This is a genomic window from Streptomyces sp. KLMMK, assembly GCF_036961605.1.
GTDB lineage: Bacteria > Actinomycetota > Actinomycetes > Streptomycetales > Streptomycetaceae > Streptomyces > Streptomyces telluris.
Map to the genome: position 1 here is coordinate 22,565 of NZ_JBAMDC010000049.1, position 6,503 is coordinate 29,067.

6 protein-coding genes are annotated in these 6,503 nt (G+C 70.1%); 3 read left to right on the top strand and 3 right to left on the bottom strand.

Annotated elements, in window-relative coordinates; genetic code table 11:
- Window positions 1–127: 127 nt before the first annotated feature.
- Window positions 128–592, bottom strand: a complete 465-nt coding sequence (locus V7793_RS11775) for a RidA family protein (protein ID WP_336005415.1) — start codon at window positions 590–592, stop codon at window positions 128–130.
- Window positions 589–747, bottom strand: coding sequence for a DUF4177 domain-containing protein (locus V7793_RS11780; protein ID WP_086785308.1), 159 nt, complete (start codon window positions 745–747; stop codon window positions 589–591). Before V7793_RS11780 ends, V7793_RS11775 begins: the two co-directional genes overlap by 4 nt.
- A 161-nt stretch (window positions 748–908) precedes the next feature.
- Between V7793_RS11780 and V7793_RS11785 the strand changes: the two genes are divergently transcribed.
- Window positions 909–1,901, top strand: a complete 993-nt coding sequence (locus V7793_RS11785) for an ArsA-related P-loop ATPase (protein ID WP_336005425.1) — start codon at window positions 909–911, stop codon at window positions 1,899–1,901.
- Window positions 1,898–3,460: an ArsA family ATPase gene (locus tag V7793_RS11790; RefSeq protein ID WP_443057886.1), complete on the top strand. Its 1,563-nt coding sequence runs from the start codon at window positions 1,898–1,900 to the stop codon at window positions 3,458–3,460. The genes V7793_RS11785 and V7793_RS11790 overlap by 4 nt, the downstream gene beginning before the upstream one ends.
- Before the next feature lie 79 nt (window positions 3,461–3,539).
- Here the strand turns inward: V7793_RS11790 and V7793_RS11795 are convergent, their stop codons facing one another.
- Window positions 3,540–3,875: a WhiB family transcriptional regulator gene (locus tag V7793_RS11795; protein ID WP_206328802.1), complete on the bottom strand. Its 336-nt coding sequence runs from the start codon at window positions 3,873–3,875 to the stop codon at window positions 3,540–3,542.
- Window positions 3,876–4,259: 384 nt separating this feature from the next.
- Here V7793_RS11795 and V7793_RS11800 point away from each other — a divergent pair, with 384 nt between their 5' ends.
- Entirely contained in the window at window positions 4,260–6,491 is a 2,232-nt protein-coding gene (locus V7793_RS11800) for a transglycosylase domain-containing protein (RefSeq protein WP_336005429.1), read from the top strand.
- Window positions 6,492–6,503: the final 12 nt, after the last annotated feature.

The window sequence follows — 6,503 nt, forward strand, 5'->3', positions numbered from 1 at the left end:
ATGTTCGAGGGGACGGGGCCCGCAGCGGGCCGGGGCGTCCGGGCGGTGCCTGGACCGGGTCCGGTCGCTGCCCGGCCGCCGGCCCGCTCGGCAGTCGGCCCCGGACCGCCCCCGGATCAGTCCCGGATCAGTCCCGGACCTCGACCACGAACTCGACCTCGACCGGCGCGTCCAGCGGCAGCACCGCGACACCGACGGCGGAGCGGGCGTGCACGCCCTTCTCGCCGAGCACCTCGCCGAGCAGCTCGCTGGCGCCGTTGAGGACACCCGGCTGGGCGGTGAAGTCGGGGGCGGAGGCGACGAAGCCGACGACCTTCACCACGCGCACGATCCGGTCCAGGTCACCGATGACCGACTTGACGGCGGCCAGGCCGTTGAGCGCGCAGGTCGCCGCGAGCTCCTTGGCCTGCTCGGCGCTGACCTCGGCGCCGACCTTGCCCGTCACGGGGATGGATCCCTTGACCATGGGCAGCTGACCCGCCGTGTACACGTACGAACCGGACCGCACGGCCGGCTGGTAGGCAGCGATCGGCGGCACGACGTCCGGCAGGTTCAGGCCGAGCTCGGCGAGCCGGCTCTCGACGGCGCTCACGGCTTCGGCCGCTTGAGGTAGGCCACCAGCTGCTCGGGGTTGTTCGGCCCCGGCACGACCTGGACGAGCTCCCAGCCGTCCTCGCCCCAGGTGTCCAGGATCTGCTTGGTCGCGTGCACGAGCAGCGGCACGGTGGCGTATTCCCATTTGGTCATAGGGCCGACTGTAATGCCTCGCACCGACAGCCCCGGCCGGGGCCGTCCGCAGCGTCGTCCATGCGGGCGCGGCCGGGCGCCGGCGCGCCCTCACCGTTCGAACAGCCTCATGTCGCCACCTGCCGCCACAAGGCCGCCGGAAAGGAATTAGGCTCCGAATCATGAGCAGGCTCCATGTCGTCAGCGGCAAGGGCGGAACCGGCAAGACCACGGTCGCCGCGGCACTCGCGCTTGCCCTCGCCGCCGAGGGCAAACGCACTCTCCTGGTGGAGGTGGAAGGCCGGCAGGGCATTGCCCAGCTGTTCGAGACGGAAGCGCTGCCCTACGAGGAACGCAAGATCGCGGTGGCGCCGGGCGGGGGCGAGGTGTTCGCCCTGGCCATCGATGCCGAGCGGGCCCTCCTCGACTACCTCCAGATGTTCTACAAGCTCGGCAGCGCCGGCCGGGCGCTGCGGAAGCTCGGCGCCATCGATTTTGCGACAACCATCGCGCCCGGGCTGCGCGATGTCCTGCTCACCGGCAAGGCCTGCGAGGCGGTGCGCCGCAAGGACCGCACGGGCCGCTTCGTCTACGACCACGTCGTCATGGACGCCCCGCCCACCGGCCGCATCACCCGCTTCCTCAACGTGAACGACGAGGTGGCCGGCCTCGCCCGGATCGGCCCGATCCACAACCAGGCGCAGGCCGTCATGCGGGTGCTCAAGTCGCCCGAGACGGCGGTGCACTTCGTGACGCTGCTGGAGGAGATGCCCGTCCAGGAGACGTGCGACGGCATCGCCGAGCTCCGCGCTGCGGGCCTCCCCGTGGGCGGCGTCGTCATCAACATGGTGCGGCCGGAGATCCTGGACGCCTCGGCCGTCGAGGCCGCCGCGAACGGTCAGCGGGCCGCCGTGGCGCAGGCCCTGTCGCACTCCCTGGAGCGCACCGGCTTCGGCGGCGCGCGCAACCCCGGCCTCGCCGAGCAGCTCGTGGATCCCCTGCTGGCCGAGGCCCGCGAGCACATCGAACGGCTCGCCCTGGAGCACCGCGGGCGCGCCGGCATAGCGGAGCTCGGCCTCCCCACGTACGAACTGGATCTGCTCGGCGACGGCGTTGACCTGGCGGGGCTGTACCGCATGGCGCGCGAACTGCGGAAGCAAGGAGTGGCCCGTTGACAGCCCCGTTGACAACAGCCCAGGTGCCGGCCCAGCGCAAGGGCCTCGACGCCGCGTCCGTCCTCGCCGTCGACCCCGTCCTGGACGATCCCCGCACGCGCATCGTCGTGTGCTGCGGCTCCGGCGGCGTCGGCAAGACGACCACTGCGGCGGCCATCGGCCTGCGAGCGGCGGAGCGCGGCCGGAAGGTCGTCGTCCTGACGATCGACCCGGCGCGCAGGCTGGCGCAGTCGATGGGCATCGAGGAGCTCGACAACGTGCCCCGCCGGGTGCCCGGCATCGACACGTCCGCCGGCGGCGAGCTGCACGCCATGATGCTCGACATGAAGCGGACCTTCGACGAGATCGTGGAGGCCCACTCCGACAAGGAGCGCGCCCGGGCGATCCTCGAGAACCCCTTCTACCAGTCCCTGTCGGCCGGCTTCGCGGGCACGCAGGAGTACATGGCCATGGAGAAGCTCGGCCAGCTGCGCTCCCGCGACGAGTGGGACCTCATCGTCGTGGACACCCCGCCGAGCCGCTCCGCGCTCGACTTCCTGGACGCTCCCGGGCGCCTCGGGTCGTTCCTGGACGGCAAGCTCATCAAGCTGCTGGTCGCTCCGGCGAAGCTCGGCGGGCGGGCCGGGATGAAGTTCCTGGGCGTCGGCATGTCCGTGATGAGCGGGCCGCTGAACAAGCTGATGGGGGCCCAGCTCCTGCGGGACGTCCAGACGTTCGTGGCGGCCATGGACACCATGTTCGGCGGCTTCCGCACGCGCGCGGATGCCACGTACCGGCTGCTGCAGGCCCCCGGTACGGCCTTCCTGGTCGTCGCGGCGCCGGAGCGGGACGCGCTGCGCGAGGCGGCGTACTTCGTGGAGCGGCTGGCCGCGGAACGGATGCCGCTGGCGGGGCTCGTCCTCAATCGGGTGCACGGCAGTGCGGCTGATCAGCTCCCGGCGGACCGGGCGCTCGCCGCGGCCGAGGCCCTGGCGGAAGGGCTCCCGGAGCGGCCCGCGAAGGCGCCGGAGCCGACCCCGAACGCGACCGCGGAAGGAACATCGGAAAATCTTGCCGACGGCGGCATTGTGGATCGTGAGAGCGGGCAAGCTGGCTCACGTACCGCCCGCGTCGCAGGAACCGGCGCTCCCACGGTCCCGTCCCCTCCCGAGAGCGGCCTCCCCCAGCCGGCATCCTCAGGAGATCCGGACACGGATCCGGGCACAGATCCGAACACAACCTCAGCAGCTTCAGCGGTCTCAGTAGCTTCAGCGGCTTCAGCGGCTTCAGCGGCCGACGATGCTTCGAGGACCGCGGCCGGTCTGCTGCGGCTGCACGCCGAGCGCATGCAGGTGCTCGCCCGCGAGCGACGCACGCGTGATCGCTTCACCGCTCTGCACCCGGAGGTCGCGGTGGCGGAAGTGGCCGCCCTGCCCGGTGATGTGCACGACCTTGCGGGGCTGCGCGAGATCGGCGAGCGCCTCGCCGTCCAGCCTGCCGCCACCGCCTCCGTGGATGCCTCCGAGAGCCCCTCTACGGGCCCGTCGGGCGCCGAAGTGAGCACCATCGACGTGGAGTGAGCCGAGCGCTGCGGATGCCCCGCACCTGCGGGCTGCGGATGCCCTACGCCTGCGGAAAGGCCCGCCGGCCGACCGGGGCCTACCCGACGGCGGCGTAGTCGCCGTACTCGTCGTCGCCGAGGGTCAGGATTCCCGCCCCGCGCTCGTATTCCGTACGGGCTGTCTCCAGGAGCCTGCGCCAGGAGGTGACCGTCGGCCTGCGCCGCAGCAGCGCCCTGCGCTCGCGCTCGGTCATCCCGCCCCACACGCCGAACTCGACGCGGTTGTCCAGCGCATCCGCCAGACACTCCGTGCGCACCGGGCATCCGGTGCATACCGCCTTGGCCCTGTTCTGTGCAGCGCCCTGAACGAATAGTTCATCCGGATCGGTAGTGCGGCAGGCTGCCTGCGCACTCCAGTCGGTTACCCAGCCCATGCTGGCGCCGTCCTCTCCCGAATCGGGGCTCCCCCACGGCGGCAGCGGCATATTCACCGTTGCCAGTTGAGGACGTTACGGAAGGCGGGCAGGGGGCAACACCCCCTTCGGGCCCAATCTTGGATGGCCCGAACGGACTATGCGTACGCGGCAGATCACCCAACGGAGTGAGCGGACGACATTACCGACTAACTCGTCATATCGGGGCAGGTCACCCGGGTCACATAACCCAGAGGGTGACACCGACGGCAATACGGACACCTCTCATCACCCACAAGAGTGAGAGTGGAGATGATGCTGAATCACACCGCAGTGACTGGCGTGAAACAGCGTAGGCGAACACACGGGCGTCTGTCCGCCGAATGAGAACGTAGGCTTCCCTCCATGGGTAAGAAGCGCTCGGGCGAGGGGTCCAACAGGACCCGGATGGCCGCCAAATTCCTCGGTGTCAGCGTGCTCTCCGGAGCGGTTCTGGCGGGCCTGGCCCTGCCTGCCGTCGGGGCATTCGGCCTAGTGGCCAAGGAGTCGGTCGAGGGGTTCGACGAGATCCCGGCCAGTATGAAGACCCCACCGCTCAGCCAGCGCACCACAATCCTGGACTCCGAGGGCGGTGAAATCGCCAAGGTCTACTCCAGAGACCGTACGGTCGTACCGCTGAACGAGATCTCCCCGTACATGCGGAAGGCGATCGTCGCCATCGAGGACGCGCGGTTCTACGAGCACGGCGCGATCGACCTCAAGGGCGTGCTCCGGGCGCTCAACAAGAACGCGCAGTCGGGCGGCGTCTCCGAGGGCGCCTCCACGCTCACCCAGCAGTACATCAAGAACATCTTCGTGGAGGAGGCCGGCGACGACCCCGACAAGGTCGCCGTGGCCACCCAGCAGACCCTCGGCCGCAAGGTCAAGGAGCTGAAGTACGCCATCCAGGTGGAGAAGGAGCTCGGCAAGGACCGGATCCTCAACAACTACCTGAACATCACCTTCTTCGGGCAGCAGTCCTACGGCGTCGAAGCCGCCTCCCAGCGCTACTTCAGCAAGCGGGCGAAGGACCTCACCCTGGCCGAGTCGGCGATGCTGGCCGGCATCGTGCAGTCGCCGAGCCGCTACGACCCCGTCAACGCCCCGAACGAGGCGACCAAGCGCCGCAACACCGTGCTGCAGCGCATGGCCGAGCTCAAGGTCGTGACCCCGCAGGAGGCCGCGGCCGCCAAGGCCGAGCCCCTCAAGCTCAAGGTCACCCGGCCCAAGAGCGGCTGCATCACCGCCGTGAACGGCGCCGGCTTCTTCTGCGACTACGTCCGCGAGGTCTTCCTCAAGGACCCGGCCTTCGGCAAGACCAAGGAGGCGCGGGCCAAGCGCTGGAACGAGGGCGGCATGACGATCCGCACCACCCTCGACCCGCAGACGCAGAAGTCCGTCCAGAAGTCGATCACCGACCACGTCTACCAGTCCGACCCGGTGGCCACCGCGATCTCGATCGTGCAGCCCGGCACCGGCAAGGTGCTCGGCATGGGCCAGTCGCGCCCGTACGGCTTCGGTGACCACCAGACGCAGATCAACCTCTCGGCCGACAAGAACCGGGGCGGGTCGAACTTCGGCTTCCAGACCGGCTCCACCTTCAAGCCGATCCTCGCGGCGGCGGCCCTGGAAGAGGGCATCTCGCCCAACAAGTCGTACTCGTCGCCCTACCAGATGCCCTACCCGGACACCGTGGACACGTGCAACGGCACGTGGAAGAACGGCGGCGGCGAGACCGTCAGCAACGAGAACCGCAGCGAGGTCGGCCCGTACGGGATGCGGGAGGCGACCGCCAAGTCGGTCAACACCTACTTCATCCAGATGATCGGTGACATCGGCACCTGCCCGGTGACGAAGATGGCCGCGAAGCTCGGCCTCAAGCCGGCCTCCGGCGCCGACATGGACCAGGTGCCGTCGATCGCGCTCGGCACGCAGGGCATGTCCCCGCTCACCATGGCCGCCGCCTACGCGGCCTTCGCCAACGGCGGCACGTACTGCACGCCCGTCCTGATCAACGCGGCCACCGGCCCGAACGGCAAGAGCCTGCCGGTCCCGAAGAGCAAGTGCTCGCGCGCCATGTCCGAGCAGACCGCCGACACGGTCAACACGCTCCTCAAGGGCGTCGTCGAGGACGGTACAGGCAAGGAGGCCGGTCTGGACGGGCGCGACAGCGCGGGCAAGACCGGTACGACGGACGGCCGCAAGGCCGCGTGGTTCGTCGGCTACACGCCCAACATGGCCGGGGCGGTCTGGGTCGGCGGCCCGGGCAAGGACGTCGAGATGGAGAACATCACCATCGGCGGCCAGTACCACGACAAGGTCTACGGCGGCGACACCCCCGGCCCGATCTGGCGTGACGCGATGGCGGGTGCCCTGGAGGGCAAGGAGGCCCCGACCTTCGACACCGTGGCGGTCGGCGGCGGCGAGCGCGGCGACGCCGGCAAGGGCGGCAGCGGGCGCGGCAGGAACAAGCCCGGCACCGGCGGCAACAAGCAGGGCGGCGGGAACAGCAAGCCGGGCGGCACCGGCACCGGCAAGACCGGTGGCACCACCGGACGGCACACCCAGCCGGGAACGGGCCAGGACGGCGGCCGCTGAGGCGGTGCCCGA

Bases quoted from the DNA above. Each gene is read 5' to 3' on its own strand.
- V7793_RS11795 (WP_206328802.1), bottom strand. From the start codon at position 3,875: ATGGGCTGGGTAACCGACTGGAGTGCGCAGGCAGCCTGCCGCACTACC.
- V7793_RS11800 (WP_336005429.1), top strand. From the start codon at position 4,260: ATGGGTAAGAAGCGCTCGGGCGAGGGGTCCAACAGGACCCGGATGGCC.
- V7793_RS11780 (WP_086785308.1), bottom strand. From the start codon at position 747: ATGACCAAATGGGAATACGCCACCGTGCCGCTGCTCGTGCACGCGACC.
- V7793_RS11785 (WP_336005425.1), top strand. From the start codon at position 909: ATGAGCAGGCTCCATGTCGTCAGCGGCAAGGGCGGAACCGGCAAGACC.